The 25,563-nt window shown below is 38.4% G+C and carries 22 protein-coding genes and 2 pseudogenes; 7 read left to right on the forward strand and 17 right to left on the reverse strand.

Annotation, left to right across the window (positions count from 1 at the left end):
* Positions 1 to 8 precede the first annotated feature (8 nt).
* From bauA to bauD, 5 genes are all read right to left on the reverse strand, one after another.
* Entirely contained in the window at positions 9 to 2,294 is a 2,286-nt protein-coding gene (bauA, locus tag RFW85_RS03895) for a TonB-dependent siderophore receptor BauA (protein ID WP_170248706.1), read from the reverse strand.
* Between the two features lie 85 nt (positions 2,295 to 2,379).
* On the reverse strand, positions 2,380 to 3,348 hold the full coding sequence (bauB, locus tag RFW85_RS03900; protein WP_170248707.1) for a siderophore-binding periplasmic lipoprotein BauB: 969 nt from the start codon (positions 3,346 to 3,348) through the stop codon (positions 2,380 to 2,382).
* A 6-nt stretch (positions 3,349 to 3,354) separates the two neighbouring features.
* On the reverse strand, positions 3,355 to 4,125 hold the full coding sequence (gene bauE / locus RFW85_RS03905) for a ferric acinetobactin ABC transporter ATP-binding protein BauE (protein WP_170248708.1): 771 nt from the start codon (positions 4,123 to 4,125) through the stop codon (positions 3,355 to 3,357).
* A complete protein-coding gene (bauC, locus tag RFW85_RS03910; protein ID WP_170248709.1) occupies positions 4,122 to 5,069 on the reverse strand; it encodes a ferric acinetobactin ABC transporter permease subunit BauC in 948 nt (315 codons plus the stop codon). The genes bauE and bauC overlap by 4 nt, the downstream gene beginning before the upstream one ends.
* Positions 5,069 to 6,010 carry a ferric acinetobactin ABC transporter permease subunit BauD gene (gene bauD / locus RFW85_RS03915; protein WP_216076552.1) on the reverse strand — a complete coding sequence of 314 codons (942 nt, stop codon included), beginning with the start codon at positions 6,008 to 6,010 and terminating at the stop codon, positions 5,069 to 5,071. The genes bauC and bauD overlap by 1 nt, the downstream gene beginning before the upstream one ends.
* Before the next feature lie 630 nt (positions 6,011 to 6,640).
* Between bauD and basB the strand changes: the two genes are divergently transcribed.
* Positions 6,641 to 8,671: an acinetobactin non-ribosomal peptide synthetase subunit BasB gene (basB, locus tag RFW85_RS03920; RefSeq protein ID WP_170248725.1), complete on the forward strand. Its 2,031-nt coding sequence runs from the start codon at positions 6,641 to 6,643 to the stop codon at positions 8,669 to 8,671.
* 69 nt (positions 8,672 to 8,740) lie between these two features.
* Here basB and RFW85_RS03925 read toward each other — a convergent pair whose 3' ends face one another.
* Complete coding sequence (locus RFW85_RS03925) at positions 8,741 to 10,588, reverse strand: AMP-binding protein (protein ID WP_170248710.1); 1,848 nt, start codon at positions 10,586 to 10,588, stop codon at positions 8,741 to 8,743.
* Between the two features lie 393 nt (positions 10,589 to 10,981).
* On the opposite strand from RFW85_RS03925, the gene RFW85_RS03930 reads away from it, so the two are divergent.
* Both RFW85_RS03930 and RFW85_RS03935 read left to right on the forward strand, forming a co-directional pair.
* Positions 10,982 to 11,842 carry a siderophore-interacting protein gene (locus RFW85_RS03930; protein WP_170248711.1) on the forward strand — a complete coding sequence of 287 codons (861 nt, stop codon included), beginning with the start codon at positions 10,982 to 10,984 and terminating at the stop codon, positions 11,840 to 11,842.
* Positions 11,843 to 12,035: 193 nt separating this feature from the next.
* Positions 12,036 to 12,722 (forward strand): pirin-like bicupin family protein, encoded by a 687-nt coding sequence (locus RFW85_RS03935; protein WP_170248712.1) that lies wholly within the window; start codon positions 12,036 to 12,038, stop codon positions 12,720 to 12,722.
* 34 nt (positions 12,723 to 12,756) lie between these two features.
* On the opposite strand, the gene RFW85_RS20030 is transcribed toward RFW85_RS03935, so the two are convergent.
* A complete protein-coding gene (locus tag RFW85_RS20030; RefSeq protein ID WP_375143860.1) occupies positions 12,757 to 13,002 on the reverse strand; it encodes a hypothetical protein in 246 nt (81 codons plus the stop codon).
* Between the two features lie 111 nt (positions 13,003 to 13,113).
* Positions 13,114 to 13,737, reverse strand: coding sequence for a transcriptional regulator (locus RFW85_RS03945; protein ID WP_046812566.1), 624 nt, complete (start codon positions 13,735 to 13,737; stop codon positions 13,114 to 13,116).
* 256 nt (positions 13,738 to 13,993) lie between these two features.
* Between RFW85_RS03945 and RFW85_RS03950 the strand changes: the two genes are divergently transcribed.
* Positions 13,994 to 14,962, forward strand: coding sequence for a threo-3-hydroxy-L-aspartate ammonia-lyase (locus tag RFW85_RS03950; protein WP_170248713.1), 969 nt, complete (start codon positions 13,994 to 13,996; stop codon positions 14,960 to 14,962).
* Between the two features lie 97 nt (positions 14,963 to 15,059).
* On the opposite strand, the gene RFW85_RS03955 is transcribed toward RFW85_RS03950, so the two are convergent.
* The 4 genes from RFW85_RS03955 to RFW85_RS03970 form a co-directional block, all read right to left on the reverse strand.
* The gene (locus RFW85_RS03955; RefSeq protein WP_170248714.1) at positions 15,060 to 15,674 is read right to left on the reverse strand and encodes a M17 family peptidase N-terminal domain-containing protein; all 615 of its coding nucleotides are present in this window, start codon (positions 15,672 to 15,674) and stop codon (positions 15,060 to 15,062) included.
* A gap of 17 nt (positions 15,675 to 15,691) precedes the next feature.
* Positions 15,692 to 17,152 (reverse strand): alginate export family protein, encoded by a 1,461-nt coding sequence (locus tag RFW85_RS03960; RefSeq protein WP_170248715.1) that lies wholly within the window; start codon positions 17,150 to 17,152, stop codon positions 15,692 to 15,694.
* A gap of 106 nt (positions 17,153 to 17,258) precedes the next feature.
* On the reverse strand, positions 17,259 to 18,173 hold the full coding sequence (locus RFW85_RS03965; protein ID WP_170248716.1) for a glyoxalase: 915 nt from the start codon (positions 18,171 to 18,173) through the stop codon (positions 17,259 to 17,261).
* A gap of 38 nt (positions 18,174 to 18,211) precedes the next feature.
* Positions 18,212 to 18,637, reverse strand: coding sequence for a DoxX family protein (locus RFW85_RS03970; protein WP_086265788.1), 426 nt, complete (start codon positions 18,635 to 18,637; stop codon positions 18,212 to 18,214).
* Between the two features lie 332 nt (positions 18,638 to 18,969).
* On the opposite strand from RFW85_RS03970, the gene RFW85_RS03975 reads away from it, so the two are divergent.
* The 3 genes and pseudogenes from RFW85_RS03975 (at position 18,970) to chrA (ending at position 21,465) form a co-directional block, all read left to right on the forward strand.
* Positions 18,970 to 19,821, forward strand: a complete 852-nt coding sequence (locus RFW85_RS03975) for a LysR family transcriptional regulator (protein ID WP_309171162.1) — start codon at positions 18,970 to 18,972, stop codon at positions 19,819 to 19,821.
* 119 nt (positions 19,822 to 19,940) lie between these two features.
* A pseudogene (locus RFW85_RS03980) lies at positions 19,941 to 20,036 on the forward strand (chromate resistance protein); the annotation flags it as partial.
* A 76-nt stretch (positions 20,037 to 20,112) separates the two neighbouring features.
* On the forward strand, positions 20,113 to 21,465 hold the full coding sequence (gene chrA / locus RFW85_RS03985; RefSeq protein WP_170248718.1) for a chromate efflux transporter: 1,353 nt from the start codon (positions 20,113 to 20,115) through the stop codon (positions 21,463 to 21,465).
* A 64-nt stretch (positions 21,466 to 21,529) separates the two neighbouring features.
* On the opposite strand, the pseudogene RFW85_RS03990 reads toward chrA, so the two are convergent.
* The 5 genes and pseudogenes from RFW85_RS03990 to RFW85_RS04010 form a co-directional block, all read right to left on the reverse strand.
* A pseudogene (locus RFW85_RS03990) lies at positions 21,530 to 21,769 on the reverse strand (TetR family transcriptional regulator); the annotation flags it as partial.
* A 384-nt stretch (positions 21,770 to 22,153) separates the two neighbouring features.
* On the reverse strand, positions 22,154 to 22,444 hold the full coding sequence (gene catC / locus RFW85_RS03995) for a muconolactone Delta-isomerase (protein WP_086265785.1): 291 nt from the start codon (positions 22,442 to 22,444) through the stop codon (positions 22,154 to 22,156).
* Between the two features lie 13 nt (positions 22,445 to 22,457).
* Entirely contained in the window at positions 22,458 to 23,666 is a 1,209-nt protein-coding gene (pcaF, locus tag RFW85_RS04000) for a 3-oxoadipyl-CoA thiolase (RefSeq protein ID WP_170249775.1), read from the reverse strand.
* Positions 23,667 to 24,160: 494 nt separating this feature from the next.
* Entirely contained in the window at positions 24,161 to 24,814 is a 654-nt protein-coding gene (locus RFW85_RS04005; RefSeq protein ID WP_170249774.1) for a 3-oxoacid CoA-transferase subunit B, read from the reverse strand.
* A gap of 18 nt (positions 24,815 to 24,832) precedes the next feature.
* Positions 24,833 to 25,504, reverse strand: coding sequence for a 3-oxoacid CoA-transferase subunit A (locus RFW85_RS04010; RefSeq protein WP_170249773.1), 672 nt, complete (start codon positions 25,502 to 25,504; stop codon positions 24,833 to 24,835).
* Positions 25,505 to 25,563: the final 59 nt, after the last annotated feature.

Genomic DNA, 25,563 nt, shown 5'->3' on the forward strand with positions numbered 1-25,563 from the left:
ACAACAAATTAAAAGTCATATGATACAGATAGCATATACGTTCTTGGTGCGCCTAAAGCTAAATTCGATAGTTTAGGCATTCCCCAATAGGCTTTATTCATCAAGTTATTGATGTCTGCTCTAAAAGTAATAGGATGATTTGAGATTGAAGTTTTATATCGTGCACCGACATCTATCAGCGTACGACCAGGAATATGCAATGTATTTTCTTGATCGATATACTGTTTCGAAACTGCGGTTGCATTGCTAGATAAAGTTAAAACGCCTTGTGCAACTTCATTATCCCATTCAACACCTAATTTCCCTTGTGTTTTAGGGACACCTACGGCCATATTTCCTTCATTGCTTTGGATGGCTGTTTTAGTCACTTCAGGTTCAATATAAGATGCACCGCCCATCAAACGTACATTTTCAATTGGTGAGCCAAAGAAACTCCATTCAATCCCTCGATTACGTTGCTCTCCCCCAGACGTATATATATTAGTTACTAAATCAGTGTAAGCACTTGGTTTTTTGATTTCAAACAATGACAAGGTATGCGCAAATGTACCTTGATCAAACTTCACCCCAAATTCTGTTTGCTTTGTTTTGTAAGGTGCAAATATTGTTGGATAGTTTGCCGCAGTAAGGGGGGCTGCATCACCTTTGGTTAAGCCCTCGATATAGTTTGCATAAATCGAAACTTTATCTGTCGCTTTAAATAGAATTGCGGCGCCTGGTGTCGTTGCATTCTTTTTATATTTAGTCAAAGTCGATGTCGGCACAAATAAATTACTACTTTCTACCTCTTGATAACGTACACCTAAAGTTAACTGTAAGCGATCTTCAATAAAAGATAGGGTATCTGCCAAACCGTAACTATTTAATTGCAATTCAGAATTAGATATTAGGGGTGCATTAAAAGGGACAGCTTTCCCCCAAATTGGATCATAAAGATTAGTCGTCCATTCAGCTCCTGCCACATTTCTTACCCCATAATCATCTTGATTATGTTTGTAATATGTCGCATTGACTACCCATTGATGTCCTACTGCTCCTGTATTAAATTTTCCTTTCAGCCCTACATCTGCCGACTTTTTATCAACATTAAATGCCAGTTGACCAATACTTGTTTGGAAGGTTCCAGTGTTATCTAAAACAGTTGCTGACATCGCACCATTATATTTATATTCTGTTTTACTTTGTCCATAGGTTGCGTACCCCATCACGTTATTGGTCAGATCATATTCACCGCGTATCATGGCGCCCTTATCTTGAATGTCCACAAAAGACCAATCTGGATTGAGTAAGGTATCTGCTTTCGGCGGTTTCGGAATCGCGATATCTTTTCCGAGGTTGATGCCTCGTGTTACGCCATCCACTCGATCTTTGGATGTGTAAAGATCTGTCGAAACACGTGCACGATCACCATGCCAATCCATTCCTAATGAAAATAACTCAGTTTTCAAATCCTGTTTTTCTACTGGTCCAGAGCCATCCCGATATACCGCATTTGCTCGCACACCGAATTCCTTGTCCGCACCAAATCGTCGTCCAACATCTAAATGCCCACCAAACTGAGAGTCAGACATATATGTCGTAGTCAAACGTGTTAATGGTTCATCCGTTGCACGTTTGGTAGTGAGATCAACTGTCCCACCAATGGAACCTGTTGGTGGCATTCCATTGAGTAATGCAGAAGGACCTTTAAGTACATTTATTTTTTCAAACATTTCAGGTGAAGTTCGATAATAAGGGGTTATACCAAACAATCCATTCATAGACATATCACTCGGGCTCGACTCAAAGCCACGAATATAATAGTTTTCACTCCAGCCACCACTTGCCGCATTGGTGAACACGGATGGATCTGTTTTCGCAATCACACTTGTTATATCTTTTGCCTGTTTATCGGCGATATATGTATCTGTATACGCAATGGTATTAAACGGGGTTTCCATAACGGTTTTATTACCTAAAAAGCCAACTGAGCTTTTCGACGAAACCTGCCCTCCCGCATAAGTATCGTCTTGTTCAGCTTTTACGGTAATTGCTGGTAAAGCTGCTACATTTGTTTGAGCAGTTTGTTGTTGTTCTAGAGTTTTTGTTGAATTATCAATAACAGCAGCATAGGTATTTGATGCACATAGTACAAATACAGTGCCTAATGTATAGCCTAATCGAAGGGCCATTTGTGCAGATGCAATACCATTTAATACAAAAGAACGGTGATTAATTCTTTGATCATTCCCACTTTTAAAATTACGGTTATCGCTAACGTTGTTCATTGAAAGACCTTTAATGTTGTGATTCATTTTTTATTAACTATCTGCTTAAAATTCATAGCAAAATAGTGAAAATTTATGCTGTAAAATTTGATTAAGTGATGTGCCCAAAAATTTATTGATAGCCTTTTTTCACATCTTCCATCACTATTTTGAGTGAAGTTGGGCTTGCAGCCGTGGTGTACCATGCATCGGCATCGACAAAAATGACACGACCGTTTTTCCACGCTTTGGTTTGACGTAATAATGGATTTTCAACACTGGCAGCATTAATTTTTGAGCGATGTTCCATCACAGCAGTTCGGTCCACGATATAGAGAATATCGGGGTCCGCTTTCTTGATGAATTCACTCGAAATTGGTTGCCCGTGTAGACTTGTATCCACCACACCACTTGCAGGCTTTACCCCAAAAGCATTAAAAATAAAGCCATAGCGTGACTGAATACCAAAATTACTAAATGCCCCATTATTATGAAGAACAACTAACGCTCTTTCTGGGCGATTGGCTGTCACCGCTTGTATTTGCTTCACCTGTTCATCGAGTTCAGAAACTTTCTGGCGGGCTAAATCTTCTTTATTAAATATTTTTCCTAAGGTCATCATATGGTCTTCAACCAGACCAATATGATTACTCTCGCTATTGTTGAAGTTAATATCGTAGTGAATGGTCGGGGCAATTTTTGACAGTTCCTGATACTGATTAACGTGTAATGGCGTCATCAAGATCAAGTCTGGTTTTAATGCATATATCCTTTCCATATTGGGCTGTACAATTGCACCCAAATCCTGAATTTGTGCATCTTTTTTATATTTTTCCAAAAAGTGTGGAACATAATCTTTTGGCATTCCCATAATCGGGACATTCAGTTGATCTAGAAAGTCAGCTTCATTCATATCAAGAACGGCAACGCGTTGCGGTAGATGATCTATCACCGTAGTTCCAAGCTCATGTTTTACCGTAATCGGTTCTGCTAGCTTCTGAGAAGCTTGAGTGGTATCTGCAACTTTTTGATCACATGCTTGTAGAGTGACAGCTGCCGCTATGATGAGGGCTACTCCCCCATACTTTTTCTTCCAGTTCATATGTATTCAAGCTCCAGATGAGTTGAAGTAATTACACATACAGCCACGCTCACTGTATGTAATTTCAAAATCAAGCTCGTACAGATCATTTAATTGCGCCTCTGTAATCACTTGTTCGGTTAACCCACTGAAATGAAGTTTTCCGTTCTTTAGCGCGACAATATGGTCCGAGTAATTCGTGGCAAAATTGATGTCATGAATGACTAAAATCACAGTGCGCCCTTGTTCATCACATAAGCGCCTGAGTGCGCGCATAATTTGAACGGCATGTTTCATATCAAGGTTATTTAAGGGTTCATCTAATAAAAGTACGTCTGTTTCCTGGGCGATCGTCATCGCCAAAAAGGCCATCTGCCTTTGACCACCACTAATTTCATCTATGTAAGATTTGCGCAGCGGCTCTAAAGAAAGAAACTCAATAGCCTCATCAACCACCTGACGATCTTGCTCGGTTAAAACACCACGGCTATAGGGAAAGCGTCCAAATGACACCAGCTCTTCGACGGTTAAGCGCAAATTAAAGCCAGGTGCTTGACGTAAAGTCGCGACATGCTTGGCGTAAACAGCGGTTTTAATTTCCGCAATATTTTGATGATTAAGAAAAATCTCGCCTTTATCCGGTTCAATTAAACGAGCCATCATCATGAGCAAAGTCGATTTTCCGGCTCCATTTGGACCAATGAGTGACGTCACCTGACCTGTAGGAAATTCAACATTTACGTCAGTCAGTATTGGCTTATTTCCATATGACTTATTGATATTCTTGACATGAATCATGCGACACCTCGGGTACGAACCGTCAGCGCAAGGAAATAAATGCCACATACGAGATTGACTAAAATGCTGACGGTCGTTTTGTAATTAAAAACGTGCTCAACTAAAATTTGAGCAGCAATAAATATGGCAATCGTGATGGCACAACCCATGGGCAGCGTTAATTTATGCTTATAACTTCTTGCTAGTGCATAAGTAATGTTGGCAATAAATACGCCCATAAATACTGTCGGGCCAATCAGGCTGGTAGATACCGCAACCAAAATAGCGATTAGAGCTAAATAGAAACTGACATAGCGGTGATGATGAATGCCTAATGAAATTGCTTGCTCACGCCCTAAAACCAGAACGTCCAGAACAAGGAGTGCTTTTCTACCGAGGAATAGCACAATGACTACGGCTAAGCTGGCATACAATAAAGTTTCTGGTTGAGAGCGATTAAAAGAAGCATAGCTAAGGCCTTGGAAAACAGAAAATTCACCAGGATTAATTTTGAGTTGAATAAATTGAGTAACCGTCCCGACGACCATGGTAAGGACTAACCCTAAAAGCAACAGGAGAAAGACATCATTTCTACCATATGGCAATAACCACTTATGGATTACCCACGAATAAAGCAGCATTAAAACGATTGAGATAAAGAAATTACCATTTACCCCTAACTGGCTTAATCCATGTGTCCCCCAAAAAAACAACAACAAAACTTGCCATAAGAGATAAATCGCTTCATAGCCCATAATTGAGGGAGTCAAAATACGATTACCGACCAGTGTTTGAAAAACAATCGAGGAAAAAGCAACGCAAATACCGGCTATCACAATCGTGGCAAGACGCAGAAGTCGATTAGGAATGACGTAATCAAAATCTAACCCTGAGTTTAAAAATAAAAAACTTATTGCTAGGCAGATCACAATCAGATAAATCATCCATAGCTTTGGAATACGCATTATCTGAACTCCCTCAAAATGAGGATGAGGAAAATAATTCCCCCCACACCACCTGCGGTAAGTCCAATTGGCACTTCAAATGGATAAATGATTGAGCGACCAAGAATGTCGCAAATCAGTAATAGAGACGCCCCACCTAAAGCCACAATGGGCAAGGTTTTAGCTAAGTTTTCTCCGTATTTCAGTGCGACCAAATTGGGAACTACGAGCCCGACAAAAGGAATAGCACCAACCGTAATTACTGTGGTCGAAACTGTAATGGCAACCAGTATTAAACCAATCGCGGCTATAGCTGCATAACTAAGTCCTAAGCTAGAAGCCATCTCTTCACCCATACCAATCACGGTAAAGCGGTGTGCAAAAAGATAAGTCAGGACAACAATCGGAAAAATAATGTAAATAACTTCATAGTGGCCTTGGACAATTTTTGAAAAATCTCCTAAAAGCCACCCTTGCATACTTTGTAAAATATTAAAGCGATAGGCATAAAACTCAGCTAAGGCGCTCAGTACACTGCCGTACATCAAACCAATAACCGGTACTAAAACAGTATTTCTAAAACGGATCCGGCGAATAATTGCGATATAAATTAAGCTGGCAATAAAACAAAAAATGATCGCAAATATCATCTTGCTCAGCGTGCTGGTTACCGGAACTAAAGTTAATGACACTAAAATTCCCAGTTTGGCAGCATCTAAACCACCCGATGTTTCCGGTTCAACAAACTTGTTACGCACAATATGCTGCAAGATGACGCCACATACCGCCAACCCAATACCGGTAAGCACAATAGTAATTAAACGAGGAATACGGCTGGCTGTAAGAGTGAGCCAACTCTCATGAGAAAAAGGAAATAAGGTAGACCACTGTATTGGCTCAGCCCCGAGCAATAACGAACAAATACATAAAAGGATAAAAATAAAAAATAAGCCGAATTGCATCAGTGGCGTGCCCCACTTGAGCGTAATAAAGCCGATGCAAATTGCAAATTTAGTCCCATCAAACCAAAGCGAGGGAAAATTTGTTCAACATTTGATGGGCTTATTAACCTTTCATGATTGAATATTCTCATGAAAATTCCTCAATTTTATCGAGACAACAAAATAAGTTCCTTTTGAATAGGCAAAATTACAGCCCTATTCTAAGGATCGTTTTTTTCATCTTTAAATTATTTTTGCCGAACCAATTTCGAATTAAATAAATATTAATCAATTACTTATTATTTATTTTCTATTTTAAAAATTCGTCATTCTCAATTGGCATCATCTTCTTGCAAATAATAATCTTGATGTAAATGAGAATCAATTATAGTATGTTTAAAGGTAAAATGTAACCCTACTGTTACATCAGTACAGTTCATGTGGACATCAACTCATTAGAAAAAGGTCAATTTTTGCAAACAAGCAAATCTATAACATTATGAATTATATGAAATTTAATCTAATGTAAAAAATTTGCGAAATAAAATTGATGAAAATAGCCATTTGATAAACCAGGATTCATTTATGTTGGAACAATTTTCCAAATCGCCCTCTCTCCTTTCGGTTACTGATTACGAAGAACATATCTGGATGTTGCAATTACAGCAGCCTGAACAAGTTAATCGACGTTTTAATCTGTGGAAAGTTAATCAAGGTTTAGACATTCAACTGCTGATTAAAGCAATTCAAGACATTATTAAAACTACACCTGACTTAAATGTCCGTTATACATTTAGTGACGAAGGCGATTTATACAAATATCCATTTGATGACTATTCAGCTTGCCTAGAATTAAAAAAGAGCAATACAGAACAAGTATTTGAGCAGGTAGCTACCTTAAAAGCGCAATCATGGAATGCCGAATTTCATCCCCCTTTTTTTACAAGTCTCGTAGAAACTGAACAAGACTATTTTCTTATTTTAGCGCTACACCCGATTCTTGATGAAAGCTATCAAAAGTCAGATTTCATTCAGGCCATACAAAATAGATATCAACAATATTCAACCAATAATATGCCATTGGTACTAACTGAAATTGATATCTCACATCATCTAGATACAAGTTTCGCAAAAGCGTCAGAAGAACCTAACCAAGCTTATGTTTCAGAAATTATTTTAGAAGAGTTCCGAAATACTCTCGCTGAACCAGAAATGAGCCAACATGATGACTTTTTTGATTTTGGCGGCCATTCACTCTTAGCAACACGAATTATTGGAAATCTACTTAATAAACATGGAATTGAGATTCAATTTAATGATTTCTTTAAATCTCCATCTGCTGCTGATTTAGCCCAATATGCTTTCGTTAAATCTGCAAAAACTGAAAAATCCACCTTACAAAGTGTCGATAAAGCCCCGCTTACTTTAGCTCAAGATTTCCTATGGCAAGCTTATTCTGCATTCGATTTTAGCCCAATTTATAACTTGCCATTTGCCGTAGAATTCCTTGAAGAAATTAATGAGAATATTTTCTTTCAAGCATTTACAGATATTGTTGAGCGCCATGCAGGTTTACGGACAATTTTTAATACCGACAATGGTCAAACCTATCAACAGGTTATTCCTACGTCTGAACTTAAACAATTCAAATGGTTTTGGAATAGTGCCGAAAGTCACGATGCAACGCTTGCAAGTGAAGCTTCATATAAATTTGATTTAACCCGCGAACTTCCATTAAGAATTCGTTTAATTCGAAATGCTAAAGGTCGCCAAACTCTATCATTCTTAGTTCACCACATGGTGATTGATGAATGGTCTTTAAATACGATTATGGCTGACCTTGCGCATGCTTATCTTGCTCGCTCAAATGCTCAAGCACCAAACTGGAAGGCACCTGCCCAATCTATTCTTGATTTTTCTTTACTTCAGCAAAAGCAAGGGATTAACCAAGACCATCTAAATTATTGGACTAACCTGCTAACAGGAGCAACCAAAGGTTTATACCTCCCTGTTTCACAACATGAATTAAATGCTGAAAAGGAAAAACCTCCAGTCCAATGGCTCGAACTTAAATTTGCACCAGAAATGCATGACAAGCTCCTCGCATTTTCGAGACAACACGGCTCTTCTATTTTCGCGGTTCTCTATACTGCTATCGCCAATGCCTTACAGCAACAAGGTGATTTAAAAGATATTGTGATTGGTACTTCTGCTTCTGGACGAACTGATCCTGAGTTTTTTGATACAGTGGGTTACTTTACGACCATGGTTGCGCATCGCACACAGTTTAGCCCTTCAGATTCATTCCAATCGTTGCTTCACAATATCAGCAGAATGATTAATACCTCGATGGCCTATGCAGATATTCCAATCAACCATATTCAAAATGCGTTAGGGATGAGCGCCGATGAAGGACTGTTATTTGATGTGTTTATTCATATCCATTCAAATAACGCTTTAAACGGCGTGCTCAAAACCCCTCAGGGACAAGACCTTCCCTATCGTCAGATCTTGCCAGAACGTGATGAATCGATGTTCGGATTGCATTTTGAAATTATGGAAAATGTGATTGATGGACAACATCAGTTAAGCATGATTATTACTTATCAAGCCCACCGCTTCCCGACTGTAACAGTGCAAAGTATCTGTGAAAAAATTAAGGCAACCTTAGCTCAAATCTAGTTGCCCTAAAACCAATCATGTGCTTAAAAGCAAACATCTCAACTCCGCTTTTAAGCACATTTCAATTTTCTATTTTATTTGCTGCTCTACTTTATTCACTACATCCTGAATTGTTTTGCAGCTAATGAGTGTATAAAAATCAATTTGTGTATTAAGCTTCTGAGAAAGTTTATGAGCAATACTCATGAGTTGTTTCGGACGAATGCCTATCGCTAATATTTCACTTCTATAAAAAATATCCATTCTTTCAGCTTGGCTGTCAGCTATGCATTCACGGAAAACCGATAACACCGAATCTCCTACCTCAGCGACTGATAACTGTGTTTTAGAGGAGTTTGTAGACAACATAGAAGATACATAAATTTTCCCCTGAGCGATTTCTTGCACAGCTTTACGATCAATTTTTCCATTTCGGGTCAAAGGTATGGTTTCGACGACCAGATATTTCGAAGGAATATGTGAACTTGGCAAATGCACTTTTAAAAAGTTCTTTAATTCGGGGCTATTTAAGCGAGTAGTTTTGTATTTATTTTCTAGAGTATAAACGGCGACTAACTCTTGAGTTTCAGTCGTTGGATGTACACAACTTACTATCACACAGTTATGAATATACGGGTGCTTGGTTAAAGCATTTTCAACCTCGGCCGCAGAGATTCTCACACCTTTTATTTTTAAATAACCTTCCTCACGTCCAGCAAAAATAATATTTCCATCTTCCCTAAAATATCCTTGATCACTCATGCGAAAAGCAGTTTGAGTTTCATTTTCGCTCACTTGAATATCAACGAAATCTTTATAATAAATTTCCCCATCAAGTAAATAACCATTTGATAAATTCAGGCCGGACATATACATCGTACCGACCTCGCCCATTTGGCAAGGCTTCAGATTTTCATCCAAAATAAAATAACGGTTATTTTCTAAAGCTTTTCCATACGGAATAATTTCCTGATCTTGCTCATCAATTTCATGCCATATACTCCAAATTGTGGTTTCGGTAGGTCCACCTAATGAAAATAAACGAGCGTTAGGCAATTGTTCTCTTAACTTCGAAATGAGTGAAGGTTTGATATAGTCGCCGCCTTGGGCAATTAAACGCAAAGACTGTAGTTGTTCTTTTTGAGCTACACTGAACAGCATATCAACAATGGCAGGCACACTGCTCCAAAGCGTAACATTGTAACGATCTACAAAATTGGCCCAGATAACAGCATTTTTACTTTGCTCAAAGGATGGCACCACTAAAGTTGCACCCACTGCCATTGAAGCAAATACATCAAATACCGACATATCATGATGAAACGGTGTTACCGCCATAATTACATCGTCGGCAGTGATTCTCCATTCCGAGATCGTCTGTTGTAGCGTGTTTTCTGTGGCTTGATTATTTAAGACCACACATTTCGGAGTTCCTGTACTTCCCGAAGTATATAAATAATAAGCTGGAAGTCGGTTAATTTCGGCATTAAAGCTCGGTTCAAACTCAGTTGTAGCCGATAAAATTTCATTAATATTTAGGTTTTGAACACCTGCAATGGATGAGTCACTCACCACAACATCTGCCCGACTATTCTTCAATAAATAGTTCAGTCTTGATGGCGGAGAATCTATATCTACAGGTAGCCAAATGATGCCAGTAAGCGCACATGCCAAAGCGGTATAAATATGCTCAGGACTTTTTCTCAGGCAAATTGCAACAACGGACCCTGTTGCCAAGTCTTGCATTTTTAACGCATACATAACTTTGGCGACCTGAGTCCCTACCTCAGCATAACTAATGCTACGGTCTTCAAAAATAAGTGCTGTTCGATGGGAATTTTGTTCAAAAATATTTTCATAAATTCGCTTTAAGAAATTTTCTACGTTGTTATTTTTATCATTCGTTTGCCCTAAATTTTGACTCAAATCTTTTAGCATTTATCTTGGTCCTCACCCTATTCTTTATGCAATACCACCCAACCTAATATTCAAAACAAAGTTATAAAAATGTCGTCTTTATCGCTGTTTGTTTGAATAATAGATATCCCAGCACAATAATACAAATGATAATCATTTACAATTAATATTAAGAGAAATATCAATTTTCCCTTTTTAAGGAGTTATTTATAAAAAATGATAAATATCAAAAAATAAGATAATTTTTAACCTTAGGTCTAATCGTTTAGAGGTCTATATTTATGATCTAAAAACCATAATTAATAATGATTATTATTTACATTTAGAGCCAACTTGGTTATCGTAATGAATAGAGAGACTACATCTATATCAATTATTACGCTCTATATTAATCATGAAGCTTGGGTTATATGTATGACAAAAATTGCAGAAAAATCGAAACAAGAATATGGCGACTTACTAAAAGAAAAAGACCATTTACAAGATATGGAACAGCTTGAGATGACTATCGTCTCGATCCATACGCCGTATACGTCCATTGTAAGAATTCAAGGAAAAATCAACACATTACAGCCAGAGCTTTGGCAAGCTCCCAATTTGGCAATTCGGTTAATTGTGAGCAATCCGCCAGAGGGACAACCCATCTCACGCGTCTATACGGTCCGTTCCTTCAATCCTGTAAACGCTCAAATCGAAATTGATTTTGTTAAACATGAAGATTTAAGCCCAGCAATGGAATGGCTTAATTCAGCTCAAGTGGGTACAAAAATCGGGCTTATTGGCCCCCGCCCTCATTTCATTCCCAATTTCATACATAAAAAACATGTGGTCATGTTTGCCGACGATACGGCTGTACCCGCGTTATATTCGATACTGAATGAATGGGAAAATGGCGTAAGTGCTGATATTTTTATTGAAAGTTTTGAAAAAGATATTGCTAGCCAATTACCCCGTCATGACCATGTCAAAATTCATTCGTTCCATAAAGAACAACACACGCCACAAAAAGGTCTTCTTTTAAAAGCAGCATTTGCGCTAAAAACTTATGACAACATTACGATTTGGGCGGCTTGCGAACGCAAAGAAGCCAGAGCTTTACGCCAGTTTTTTCTAGAAGACAAACAGTTTAATAAAAATGACGTGCGTATTGCTGGCTATTGGAGAGATGGCGTATCAAGTTCAGAACTAGACATACTCCGTGCTCAACATTATCAGAAACATATTCAGCAAGGTAAGACATTGAATGAATATGATGACCTTGATCTAGCGAATTAAGATCAACAATCATTTGAATAAAACCTGCCTTCATGGCAGGTTTTTTTTATAATTCAAAATACATCTATAAATAAAAAAACTATACGATCATATCAATTATGCAACGACATGTTGCAGTTAACCTATTTTTTCGCCCTAAATAGAACATTACTATATTTCTCAAGAGATAAATAAAAATTTGGGAGATTAGATCATGAATGCTTATCTACATCGTGGTGAAGATCGAGGACATGTAAAAGCGGGTTGGTTAGAGTCTTATCACAGCTTTTCATTTGGTAGTTGGTACGACCCTAAATATATGGGTGTAAGCGCGCTACGTGTAATTAATGACGACCAGATTGATGCGCATAATGGTTTTGGTACGCACTCCCATGACAACATGGAAATCTTAACTTGTGTGCTAGATGGTGCAATTTCACATCGCGACACTATAGGAAATGAAGGACAGATTAAAGCGGGTGAATGGCAACTCATGAGTGCTGGCACAGGTGTTGCCCACAGTGAGATCAACAACACTGATACGCCTGTACATTTACTACAAATCTGGATTATTCCTGATGAAAGAGATGCAGCGCCAAATTACCAGCAAATTAATCTTGATCCGCGTAAAGATCCAAACAAATGGCATTTAATTGCAGGCCCTGATGCAAATGCACCAATGCATATTCGCCAAAATGCAGAAGTAAAATCTGCCGTGTTGGAAAAAGGACACGAGTTAACTGTTGATACGGTTAAAAAAGTGAACTATGTGCACGTGATTTCAGGCGTAGTTCGTATCGGCGATCAAGAAGTTAAAGCAGGCGACGCTTTAGTGTTTGAAGATAAAGCGACAATTCACGCAACTGAAGACAGTCAATTTATCTGGTTCGATTTACCTTAAATCATAAAAAAGCCCTTTGCATAAAAGGGCTTTTTTAATCTCCCCCGCCACCGCCGCCATCACATCCTCCTGAATCTGAAGACGACGATGAACAGTCATTTGAGTAACTAGAGCTATGATGATGACTCGGACTATTATCATGAAAATGATGTGTTGAAGAAGATGAATGATCATGCTCGCTAGATGGTGAATAATTTTTTAGATTTCTAAGCAGAGCAATTAAACAGATCAGTCCAATACTCGAAAAAATTGCAATAAATATAACAATAAATAACTTCAAATAATGACCTCCTAGATCAAGCAGTAGAGATGCTTGTTGCGTTCCTCTTTACTTATTTAAATCAGTCATACTTAATAAACAAGTTGTTTTTTGGTAGATAAGATTAAACTTTTAAGTTTCCTTTACATACAAATAGGCACTCGCTCTGGATATACCCAAATGTTGTGCAACCGTCTCCACAGCCTTTTTAATGTCTAATAAGCCATTATTCTTTAATTCGTGGATTAATTGTTTTCTCTCATTAAGTTTTAACATACGCGGTGTAGTTGCATGTTTTGATGCAAATTGATCAATATATCTTCGAATTGCTTCAGTACCATTCGGCTCTAAATTCTCAATAATGTTATCAGTTTCAATTTTAGTAAAATGTTCTAAAGCGCTTTGCATTCCTCTAAATAGGGTTAAATCAATATTCATGCATAACGCGGCCACATACTGACCCTCTTCATCTTTAATGCCAATAGAAGTACTTTTTGCAGGACGTCCATCCGCAAACTGGTTTGCATAGTTTGAAATAAGGTTTGGAAATTCTGGAGACATGATTCTAGCAAGCCCTAACTCAGTTGCTGGATCTCCAATTTTTCGACCAGATAAATTATTGTGTATTGAGAGTATCGCATGCTCAGGATTTGTTAAATCATGGACCACAACTTCGCAAAACGGAGATAGTGTTTCACTTAGCCCCTTCGCAATAGTATCTAGTTGGGTGAGTAAATGTTTATCACGATTGCCCAATGTATTTCCTCCTCATGACTTACTTACTATTTCAAACCCTAACGTAAAGTATGCCAATAGTAATTTAGACTTTTTATCTAATTTTAAACTTAATTTAAATCATAATCTTATATTCCACTGTTATCAAATTAGAAAATAAAATTAGACATTTTATCTAAGTGTATATATTTTATCTAAACAAGATAAATATTTTGTGTATTCATTAAGCAATACGAAATCTTGCATCCGAAAACATTGAATAGAATTAGGTTTAATTATGAAAGATTTAACCCTTCCAACTTATGAAGATGTCGCAGCCGCTGCTGAACGTATAAAAGGCTTAGTAAATAAAACTCCTGTTTTAACTTCACGTACTGTTAATGATGAATTTGAAGCAGAAGTATTCTTTAAATGTGAAAATTTTCAGCGTGTTGGTGCTTTCAAATTTCGTGGTGCAATGAATGCACTTTTACAATTTAATGAGGCTCAAAAAAAAGCTGGTGTGGTTGCTTTCTCTTCGGGAAATCATGCACAAGCGATTGCGCTTTCTTCAAAAATTCTTGGCATTCCAGCAACTATCATCATGCCCCAAGATGCTCCTGCAGCAAAAATGGCAGCGACACGTGAATACGGCGGTAATATTGTTGAATTTGACCGTTATACAGAAGATCGGGAGCAAATTGGAAAAGAAATTGCCGAAAAAAATGGTCTTACATTAATTCCATCTTATGACCATCCGCATGTGATTGCAGGTCAAGGAACGGCTGCAAAAGAGCTATTTGAAGAAGTTGGTGAGTTGGATTACCTCTTTGTATGTTTAGGTGGCGGTGGCTTATTGGCTGGCTCTGCCTTATCTGCCCGTCAACTCTCTCCTAACTGTAAAATATATGGTGTTGAACCTGCCCTAGGAAATGATGGGCAAATGTCCTTTAGAAAAGGAGAAATTGTTCATATTGATACGCCCCAAACGATTGCCGACGGTGCTCAAACTCAATATTTAGGCAAACTAACTTTTCCTATTATTCAAAAGAATGTAGATGACATTTTGACTGTAACAGACGAAGAACTCGTGACTTCTATGAAGTTCTTTGCTGAGAGAATGAAAATGGTTGTCGAACCAACAGGATGTCTAGGATTTGCTGCTGCCCGTAACTTAAAACATGAGTTAAAAGGCAAACGTATAGGCATCATTATTAGTGGTGGGAATGTCGATATTTCTAAATACGCAAAGTTTTTATCAGCTTAATAAAAGTCTTAAGTCTATCTATGATTGGTTTGAAGCCTCATAGATAGACATTAAATCTGAATCTTCTGCTAAAACAACTTTATTTTTTAAACGTGTATTAATCTTGAAGAAAAATTTTGGCAAAAGACACTATATATTGTTCAGCCTTAACCTCATAATTTTGAAAACCTGAATCAAATATCCACCTTTCAATTTCAGACTTTTTGACTAAATTTTGCAAATAAAGTTGTGTATGTCGGTCTAATTCTTCTTTTAAACTTCTTAGCATGAGTTCATTTAAACCAGAGGGAGGATTAAGGCCCGTATCTAAAATACTAGGAGCAAACGCTACACTTTTGAGTTCCAATTGATGGGCTGTTTTTACAGCAGTTTTTATCGCAGTCTCGATTCGCTCTAACGTAAAATCTTCTGGTGCACCCATTCCTATCAATAAAACTTTAGAAGCTTGTATGGTGGATGGCGTTTGATTTATTAAAAGAGCATCATTCAGTTTTGCGCTGAACCAGTTATTTTTCCGTATTTCATTTAGTCTTCCATTTAGAGCGTCATCTAAATGTGCCAAACCGCCCGAAAAAGAACCGTTATTTATTTCATGTTCAAAGATACAAGCACAGGAAAGTTCAACCTTGGCCGTGGTGCAATCCCAAGTCACGAGCTCAATGTCTAGATTTTGATAATGTCCAATTTTAGTTTGCTTCAAATCTGTGCTCATATTTTTCTCTTCTCGATTTACCAGCCATACTTAAGTTCAAGACCTAGATAATTTGAGTCTTTGCCTCCTGCTCGCTTAATCGTATCACCAACTTCAAAGTGAACCGCTTCGGCAGCCACAGACAAATTAGAATTTATCTTTTGATCTGCTCTTAGTTGAATATATGCTCCTGTCCAGCTTGAGCCTTGTCCTGCTGTGTTTGCCATGCTGTTATTACCTTGGAAATAAACCGCATCATTGGTAGTTTCACGCCATTGAAAACCTAGGGCACTTAACAGGGTGAGTTTATCGGAAGGTTTAAGTGTCAGAGATGGTTTTATATGAATAATATTGCTGTAACCACTATAACCCGCCAAAGTAAAGTATGAGCCGTTGGCAAAGAGCTGGTTAAATGTATTGAGTTCATTATCGTTGGCACTTTTATCGCCTGTGGCAATATCAAACTGGACACCTAAACGCGGCGACCAAGCTTGCTCAGCAAAGGTGTACCCAGTAATGCTACTAAGTCCCCATGCCTGAATAGATTGTGCTCCAATCCTTCCATGTTGAAGCATCCCCTCAATATCCCAATCAATATTATTCTTTTTGCCCATATGACGAACATCATATAAGTCTCGAATTTCATTACCCTTAACACTTGTAAAAGATGCATTATCTCGTTCATAACGCGAGTAATAACCAGATAACTCACCGCCCCACACATTTTGTTTATCGACACGAAAACCGCTAAAACTTAAATTTCGTTTCGAATGGTCATTAAAAGTTGAATCTTTTTCAATCTGAACAGGTCTGGTGAGATAGCCTAAAACTCTCCAATCGCCATATTCATAACCCGACCAAATACCATCAAAGGCTTGCCTAACATTCGGTCCTTCTCGATTCGAAATAAAGCGCTGTAAGTCAAAAGCCATCTCTTGACGGCCTACTCTAAACTTAAAAGTTCCATTATTGAATGGACTCACCCACGCAATGAAGGCTTGCTCTACATCGAGTCTATTCTGATCGGTACTACTAATATTCTTTTTATCAAATGCACGTGCATCACTAAGCTGAGTAAATAATTGTAAATGATCGCCAATACGAGCATCGGCATGAACTTGTAATCTTTGAATTAAATAGCGATCGGCTTGATTATTTCCACTGCCAAATCTCGCATTATTATTGACTTCAAAACGCTCACGAATATTTGCCCCCAATGACAAATAATTATTATTGCCAAAAGGTATATATTTGAAGTCGTCTCCTATTTTCTTTGGGACACACGGATTTTTTAAAACATCCCAATTTTCTTGCCAACGATTGTTTGAGATTTTTGGACGCGCTGGGCAGACATTTGTATTTGAAACTTCTTGTTCCGCATGAGCAAACTCATAGAGAAATAGGCTACCCGTTAGCAATGCACTCATTTTAATGATTTTAAGATAAGTTTCTGAGCATTTAATTCGAGATTTTCTATCATTAGAAATATGCTGGGCCATATTGTTATCCACGGTAATAATCGGTCATTGCAGAGACTTGGTCTTTTACACTCACATTGCCCCTAAGCAATATGAGCGTTGTTATATCAATCATTAAGTGCATAAATTATTTTAGGGCCGCATGAATTTCGGCAATATAACCACCTGGGAACTGTACCATCGCTGCTTCACGGCCATCTGACTTATAGGCATTCACCAAGACTGTCGCACCCGCTTTTGTCGCTTTATCTAAAGTTTCAGCTAGATTTTTAACTTCATAACCCGTCATATCATGCCCATATGGATATGGAAGATGGCCATCGGTGACCAACACTGTCATTTTGCCGAAATCAGATTCAACGCGAATACGTCTATACGTTTCATTTGGGCGCCCAATCTCTACACCAGCTGCCTTTGGATTATCTGAAACCACTTTACCATGCGAGAAATTGACGAACTTTTTAACGAAAGAATCTGCACTTTGTTTTGAAATATAAATACGATTTTCTGGAACCGTTTCTAACTTGTTATAGCTTGGTTTAGTCGTGTGCCAATACAGCTGCATATTCACACCGCCCGGCCACTGGATGACCGCATCACGCCCGATTGGGTCAGGAAATGCATCAACAATCACATCTGCACCGTTTGCCTTAGCTGACTGTACGGCCGCGTCCATATCTTTAACTAAATAGCCAGTTCGTTCCAAGCCAAAAGGATGTGGAATTGGAGTTTTAAAACCAAATACAGACAGTGTTCCTACTGGAGTCAATACAAGCTGGGAAATGGTCTGGCTTGGTGTTGGGGTCACCTGAAAAACACCCTGTTTAGATTTGGTGCCCCCAAATGTTGCCACCAAGCTATCAGTAAATTTATCAAAATCTTCAGGGTTAACATATACATGCGTTGTATCGTATTGAGGAGCTACACCAGGTGCTTCACTTTTGACACTTGTTGTTGTTTTGGCGAAAACTTGCGGAACAATGGCAACATTTGTGCCTACTAGCATTGTGCCTAGAAGCAAGGCTGATAATGATTTACGCATAAAAGACTCCTATTAGAATTAGATGCTTGAACTTATTGTTAGTTTGATTGTTGATTAGAAAGGATGGTGACCATAACCAGACCAGCGATGAGGCCAAGATGTTCGAAGAAACTATTAAACGTACTAAAAAATGCTGGGCCTGTATGATTCCAAAAATCGTTAGCTACAAGCATCGCTATTGCTGTTAAACAACCTAAAGCTCCAGCCCCTAGCCAGACAAAACGATTAAAAATAACAAGCAGTGAACCAACAATTTCAATAAAAATAGCTGTAGCAGCCCAGAGCCAAGCAGGTTGCAAACCAAAACTTGCCTGTTCCTCAACAGCCATGTGAAATCCGATTAATTTATTAATTCCACCGACTAAGTAAGCTGAAACTAAGGCAACTCGTAACAGTGGAAGTAAGCCATAAATTGATAAAATCTTTTTTACCCAGACTGGATTATTATTAATCAAGTAACTCATTTGTGTACCTCATTGATATTCCATATTTCCGATATTTAAAAAACATCCAATCTAGTATTAATAAAAATTATCTATTTAATATAAAAACCAATATTTAAATTATCTTTCGAACATTAGATAAAATATTTTTAATCTTAAAGCAATCATTTATATAGTTTTATTAATCACCAGATAAATCAAAACTAAAGATGATATATATAAAATCAAAAATAAACGTAAACTACTAGACACCTATTTAAATACAAACTGTATCCCCAAAAGATACAATGATTGATTAAGTAAAAAATCATAATATAGTTTAGCGACTCGCCAACTTAGCCTTTCAAAAATTAATGGATAAACTAGACTGTATTCATACTTTCATTAGCGTCGTTGAAAGTGGAAATTTCAGTAATGCCTCTAGAAATTTAGGTATTACTCGAGATCAAGTGTCTAAAAGAATTTTTTATTTAGAAAGTCTATTTAGTACATCGTTATTTATACGTAATACCAGAAAGATGGACCTGACTCGTTCAGGGGAAAAGTTTTATCAGCGTTGTAAAGTCATTGTTAAAGAATTAGACTTAGCTGCGAATGACTTCATATATGATCAAAAATATCCTGAGGGCATATTAAAAATTAGCGCCCCTCATGTTTTTATTCAAACATGCTTTTCAGATATTATTTCTAATTTTTTAATTCAATATCCGCACATAGAAATTGATCTACTATTTTCAGAAAATTCAGTAGATATCAATGAACATAAATTTGATATTATTTTAAAATTTGAAGAAGAAATTACAGACGTAAATACTTTCACTCTAAACCGCTATAAAAGAAACTTCTATGCGACTCCTGCATTTTTAAAAAAATATGGAAAACCTAAAAGTATAGAAGATTTAAGAAAACATAATATATACTTATATTCAAGATCAGACCTACAGAATAAAATTATTAACTCAGCTCCTCAGTTAATCTGCAATAATATAGAAATCCTTTTGGAGCTATGTAGGAAAAACAAAGGTATTTTATTTATTCCCGATTTCTTAGCAAAAAAATATGAAGATGATGGCGTTATTATTAATTGCTCACAAGACATCTTTTCACTAGAACTTCATTTTTATGCAACCACCCCTTATGGCTCAAAAATTCCAAAAAAGGTTCAGCTTTTCTTAGACTCATTGACGCAACATTTTCAAACTTAGAGCATTTTGAGTCATACAAAGCTATCTCACCGTAGATAGCTTTTTTCTTATAAGTATATAAAAAAGCTATAGTAATGATTAACATCAGTTAAACAATTATTGTTATATACTCAACTGCTCGTGATGGCGTCTATCTACTACCCATGAGCCATTCTGAAAAATTCGAAGCTATCGTGCAGGATGTATTCTCCAAGCAAGGTTCAGCTTATTCTTTCAAGCAGAAGCCACATTATTCGAATTGACCAATTATATCTTTGATGGCGTATATGCCGACTTAAAAAGAGAATGTTCATGATACAAGAAAAAGAAAATTCACTGGACTCGCCAGTTGAAGCTGTAAGTTTTTGGCGTGCATTCCTATTTTGGCTCAAATTAGGATTTATCAGCTTTGGGGGCCCAGCAGGACAAATCGCTGTTATGCATCAAGAACTGGTTGAACAAAAGCGCTGGATTTCAGAAAAACGTTTTTTACATGCACTTAACTATTGCATGCTCTTGCCTGGACCGGAAGCACAGCAGTTAGCAACTTATATTGGCTGGCTTATGCACCGTACTGCTGGAGGTATAGTTGCGGGTGTTTTATTTGTTCTTCCCTCGCTGTTTATCTTAATCGCACTATCATGGGTCTACGTGAAATTCGGTGATATTCCGGTTATTGCTGGCCTGTTTTATGGAGTTAAACCTGCTGTAGTCGCTATTGTTTTTCATGCAACGTATAGAATTGGCAGTCGATCACTCAAGAATAAATTTTTGTGGTTAATTGCTGCTATCGCTTTCCTTGCCATCTTTGTTTTAAATCTACCCTTTCCACTTATTGTTTTGGCAGCAGGACTCACGGGTTATTTTACAAGTAAGAAGTATCCTGAGTTATTTTCTAACAATGCTGGGCACAACAAAAGCCAAAATGATTATGGTGCTGCTTTAATTGATGACGACACTCCAACGCCCGAACATGCAAAATTCAGATGGTCACATCTCACTAAAATTCTGATGATCGCAGCGCTGCTGTGGTTTATTCCCGTGCTTGGGCTCGGCCTTTATTTCGGTTGGGATCATTCATATACCCAAATGGCATGGTTCTTTACGAAAGCAGCTTTACTTACCTTTGGGGGTGCATATGCAGTACTGCCCTATGTCTATCAAGGTGCTGTGAACTATTATGGATGGTTAAGTCCAACACAAATGATTGATGGTTTAGCACTTGGTGAAAGTACACCAGGCCCGTTAATTATGGTGGTTGCTTTTGTCGGTTTTCTTGGTGGCTTTAACCATGCCTTATTAGGTTCAGAACACTTGTTTTTAGCGGGTGCAATCGGCGCGACTATTGTTACTTGGTTTACCTTTCTATTCTCATTTGTATTTATTTTGGCAGGTGCACCTGTCATCGAATCAACACATAACGAGCTTAAGTTTACTGCGCCATTAACTGCAATTACTGCTGCCGTAGTTGGTGTGATTTTAAATTTGGCACTGTTCTTTAGTTACCATGTTTTATGGCCACAGGGCTTTAACCATCCTTTTAACTATGAGGCAGCATTCATTGCAATTGCAGCATTCATTGCCTTATTTCACTTTGAAGTAAAAGTGATGTATGTCATTTTAGCTGCGGCTATTTGCGGTCTATTTTTATACATTGCGATATAAAGAATTTATGATGTGCATAAGAAAAGAGTACGCATTTCGCTTACTCTTTTTTTATGTTGCTGCTTTAGCAGTTTCTTCCCCAAAACAACTCTAACACCATATCTCTTTCAGCCAGACTTTTTGAGCTTAAAGTCTGTAGCATCAATCCATCTATCAGGTTTAAAACCATATTGGCACTGGGTTTTAGTGCGTTGGTTTCCAAACTCAATACCAGATCAAAGAGTTCTCGAAGCAGCCATTTGCGATATTCAACTGCCATGCCATAGGCTCTCGGATAAAGCTGTTTTATTTCAAAGAAGGCTTTAATAAAATATGGATAAATAGTGACTAAGTTATTTTTAAAGTGGAATTTATAAAGGTAGGAAGTTTTTGGAGTATAAGAGTTTTTTTGAAGTAGAAATCCATTAGTAAATTTATAGGATCCTATTTGTAACTATATAAGTGCATGTTTAATAAATAAAAGAACAATAATAATACAAGCCATGAGACAACAAATATTCCTACTATCTTTACTTTAGCTTTATATCAATATCTATTTTCTCACTTTAATTTAAGAAATAACTAAATTTAAGAGGTTACAGCCTTATGTACTAAGGCTTTAAGAATGTAACCTTTAAAAAAAGTAAAAAGGTTACAGATTCTTGAAGTTACACATGGATCCTATATAAACAACTATTTAATTCAATTATTAAAAATCACCTTCTCTCACTGAAGATGGATGTCTATTTAAAGGGATCACTTCAATCTTCATGTAAGGATAAAGTGGTAAACCTTGTAATAAATTATGTAGCTCTTCATTGCTTTCAACATCAAAAATACTAATGTTTGCATATTGCCCTGTTATTCTCCATAAATGACGACATTTACCTTGTCTTTGAATTTCTTGAGAATAAGCACGTTCTCTTGCTTTAATATCTTCAATTTCCTGCTCAGTTAAATGGCTAGGTAAAATCACATCTTTTCGTACGTAAAATAGCATTAGTTCTTTCCTTTTAAATAACACGTTCAATAATCAAAGTAATGCCTTGGCCTACACCAATACACATTGAACACAAAGCATAACGGCCACCTGTTTGTTCAAGCTGGTTTAGGGCTGTCGTCACGAGGCGTGCACCTGATGCACCCAGTGGATGACCTAAAGCGATGGCACCACCATTTGGATTTACCTTGTTGCTATCATCTGGCAAACCTAAATCACGGGTCACGGCCAAAGCTTGTGCAGCAAAAGCTTCATTCAGCTCAATTACATCCATCTGATCTAAAGTCAGGTTGGCTTGTTTAAGTAATTTCTTAATCGCTGGTGCCGGAGCAAAACCCATAATACGTGGTTCTACACCCACTGCTGTTGAGGCAATGATCTTGGCACGTGGTTTTAAGTTGTAAGCTTGAACTGCCTCATCAGAAGCAATTAGTAGAGCTGCTGCACCATCATTAATGCCTGAAGCATTCCCCGCAGTGACCGTACCCTCTGCTTTAACTACAGGTTTAAGTTTGCTTAAAGCTTCAAGGGTAGTTGATGTACGTGGATGTTCATCGGTATCAATCACAACAGCATCACCCTTACGCTGAGGGATTTCAACTGCCACGATTTCTTTAGAAAAAAAGCCTTTGGCTTGCGCGCTTGCGGTGCGTTGTTGGCTCACCAAGGCAAACTGGTCCTGATCTGCACGATTGACGTTAAACTGTTCAGCCACGTTTTCGGCAGTCTGGGGCATGGTATCTACACCATACAATTCTTTAAGTTTAGGGTTAATGAAACGCCATCCCATGGTGGTGTCTTCAATCTTCTGGCTACGGCCAAAAGCACTGTCAGACTTACCCATCACATAGGGTGCGCGGCTCATGCTTTCTACACCCCCAGCAATCACCAAATTCGCTTCACCTGCTTTAATGGCACGGGCAGCAATGGCAATGGCATCGAGTGAAGAACCGCACAAACGGTTAATGGTGGTTGCTGGTACTTGATATGGTAAACCTGCAAGCAGTGCTGACATACGACCAACATTACGGTTATCTTCACCGGCTTGGTTGGCACAGCCATAGATCACATCATCGACCTGTTCCCAATCTACATTCGGGTTACGCTGCATGAGTGCTTTAATCGGCACAGCGCCAAGGTCATCGGCACGGACAGGTGCAAGGCCACCGGCATAACGGCCGAATGGAGTACGGATGGCATCGATGATATAAGCATTTTTCATTCTTACATTTCCATTTTGAAATCTGTTGCTGTCATTGCCACATTGTTAGACTTTTCCAGATTTTGCTGGCGATCATCATGGTTACTAAGTTAAAAGTAGTCATGACAGAGTCTTATCGTGTTGAGGCAAATGCCAATAGCTAATTCTTGTCACTTTTTTAAAAAAGTAACCAAAAACCTTTGTTGAACAGAGGAGGCTTCCATGCCTCCCTGTCCAACGGGCGACATCCATGTCGCCTGTCACAATAGCGAATTACGGTAAAATCCAAATTAATAAGCAAGAACCGTATTCAATGAGTTCCATTCAGTGTTTCGCGGTGGCGACATGGATGTCGCCTCGTTGCTCAGCACAACAGGGATGTTGTGTCTGAGTAACAAAGGATTTTTGTTAATTTTTATCCTTAAAAAATAAGGTGTTGCCTATACAAAGGGCTTTCGAAGACCACTATCATTTACAGGCAATGACGGTAGTAGCATTGGCTATGCTGTTTAAACTTACCCTTGAGTCGCATCAATCAAAGTTGCACCTGTTAAAGCCTGTAGCTCATCAAAGCTAAGACCTTCCACTTTCTCAATTACCTTTAAACCATCTTGAGTCACGTCAATCACACACAGGTCGGTGTAAATACGGTCAACACATTTTTTACCCGTCACTGGATAAGTTAGCTCAGCCACAATCTTCGGCTCACCTTGTTTGGTCACATGGTCTGTGGTGATAAATACTTTCTTGGCCCCAACCGCCAAATCCATCGCACCACCAACCGCAGGAATCGCATCCGGTGCTCCCGTGTGCCAGTTGGCCAAGTCACCATTCGCTGCAACCTGAAATGCGCCAAGTACAGCAATATCAAGGTGACCACCACGCATCATTGCAAATGAGTCGCCATGGTGGAAAAAGCTGCCGCCTTCAAGCATGGTCACAAACTCTTTACCCGCATTAATCAGTTCAGGATCTTCTTCACCAGCAGCTGGCGGTGGGCCAAAAGCCAATAAACCATTTTCAGAATGAAGAAAAATATCTTTATCGTTAGGTAAGTAGCTCGCGATCTTGGTCGGTAGGCCAATACCCAAGTTCACATAGGCACCATCTGGAATATCTTGTGCCACACGTTGTGCAATCTGGTCACGGCTGAGTTTCTGGTAGCTCATGTTATTTCTCCTTATTGCTTACTGTGCGGGCTGTACTTGTACAACATGCTGTACAAAAATACCCGGGGTGATGATGTGCTCAGGGTCTAATCCACCTAGCTCTACCACTTCAGAAACCTGAGCAATGGTGACATCAGCAGCCATCGCCATAATCGGGCCAAAATTACGTGCAGATTTACGGTAAACCAGATTGCCCCAGCGGTCGCCCTTGTAAGCTTTAATCAAAGCAAAGTCAGCCTTGATTGGATACTCAAGTACGTAATCTTTACCAGCAATCTCACGGGTCTCTTTACCTTCAGCTAAAAGTGTTCCAAAGCCTGTTGGGGTAAACACAGCGCCTAGGCCCATACCAGCTGCCTGAATACGACATGCCAGATTACCTTGTGGTACCACTTCAAGCTCGACCTTTCCGGCACGGTACAGCTCATCAAACACATAAGAATCTGACTGACGTGGGAAAGAACAGATGACTTTTTTAACTGAACCAGCCTTAAGTAGCTTAGCCAGACCGTAATCGCCATTACCGGCATTGTTACTGACAATAGTCAGGCCTTTAACACCGAGTTCAATAAGACCATCAATGAGTTCAGCGGGTTGTCCTGCGGTACCGAAACCACCAATCAGAATGGTCGCGCCATCTTTAATCTGCGATAGAACCTCGCTAAGTGTGGACTTACTTTTGTCAATCATATGGAAAAGTCTCTTAAAACCGTAATGCACAAAATCGATTAGAAACGAACGTTCCTGAA

Origin of the sequence: Acinetobacter sp. 12966, assembly GCF_031196995.1 — a bacterium.
Classification (GTDB): domain Bacteria; phylum Pseudomonadota; class Gammaproteobacteria; order Pseudomonadales; family Moraxellaceae; genus Acinetobacter; species Acinetobacter geminorum.